Here is a 1,089-nt window from a genome sequence, read left to right as displayed (position 1 = left end):
TGCTATAGTCGGTGGTGGTTACAGTGGAGTAGAATTAGCCTGTAAAATTAGTGATTTTTTGGGAGAAAGAGGTAGAATACGCATTGTGGATCGTGGCAGTCAGATTCTAGACCAGGCTACGGAGTATAATCGGAAAACAGCCATTAAAGCCTTAGAAGAGCGTCAAATATGGCTAGATATAGAAACTGAAACCACAGAAGTAACCTCAGATACTATTTCTTTAAGCTATAAAGGACAAATTGATACTATTCCTGTAGATTTAGTAGTTTGGACAGTAGGAAATAAGGTATCCCCATTAACGGAAAATCTGAATCTGGCAAAAAATGCCCAAGGATTATTAAAAATTCAACCCACCCTACAAGTGTTAGATCGTAATGACATTTATGCTTTAGGAGATCTCGCCGAATGTCTGGACGAATTAGGTAATTTACTTCCTGCTACTGCTCAAGTGGCTTTCCAACAATCAGATTACTGTGCTTGGAATATCTGGGCTGATGCTAACCAAAAACCTCTATTACCCTTCCGTTATCAAGCTCTAGGAGAAATAATGGCTCTAGGCAAAGACAGCGCGGTTTTGAACGGTTTAGGGCTAAAATTAGAGGGCTCCACTGCTTATATTGCTCGTCGTCTAATTTATCTCTATCGTTTACCAACTCTCAAACATCAATTAACTGTTGGCTTGAATTGGCTTACTCAACCCATAGTTGAGTTACTATCTTCATAGCTATCATAAGAAAGCTAATTTCTTCTTCCACTACTTTCTTTTTCTTTAATTATTAAATAATGAATCAACATCAAGCTTTACCCAAAGTAATTTTTTTCGATGCGGTAGGAACTTTATTTGGTGTTAAGGGTAGTATAGGAGAGGTATATAAACAAATTGCCAGTAAACACGGAATAGAAGTTTCTTCTGATCAAATTAATCAAGCTTTTGGCAAAAATTTCTCCCAAGCTCCTCCTTTAGCTTTTGGTAAACTCGATCCTCTAGCGATCCCGCAACAAGAATATCAATGGTGGTATCAAGTAGCAAAATCTACTTTTATAGACGTAAAAGTTTTTGAAAAATTTACTGATTTTGAGCTTTTTTTT

The 1,089-nt window shown here is 36.8% G+C and carries 2 protein-coding genes; both read left to right on the top strand.

Translation table 11 applies throughout. The annotated features are described in order from the left end of the window. Positions 1 to 724 (top strand): NAD(P)/FAD-dependent oxidoreductase (locus H1P_RS33640; protein WP_186376313.1); only part of this gene is annotated, 724 nt, incomplete at its 5' end. A 59-nt stretch (positions 725 to 783) separates the two neighbouring features. Further along, positions 784 to 1,089, top strand: a 306-nt coding sequence (locus H1P_RS33635) for an HAD-IA family hydrolase (RefSeq protein ID WP_484133498.1), incomplete at its 3' end; no start/stop codon positions are given.

It is taken from the genome of Hyella patelloides LEGE 07179 (assembly GCF_900659865.1).
In the GTDB taxonomy this organism is placed as follows: Bacteria; Cyanobacteriota; Cyanobacteriia; order Cyanobacteriales; family Xenococcaceae; genus Hyella; species Hyella patelloides.
Note: the sequence above shows the minus strand (reverse complement) of the source record. Positions and strands in the feature narration are given on the sequence as shown.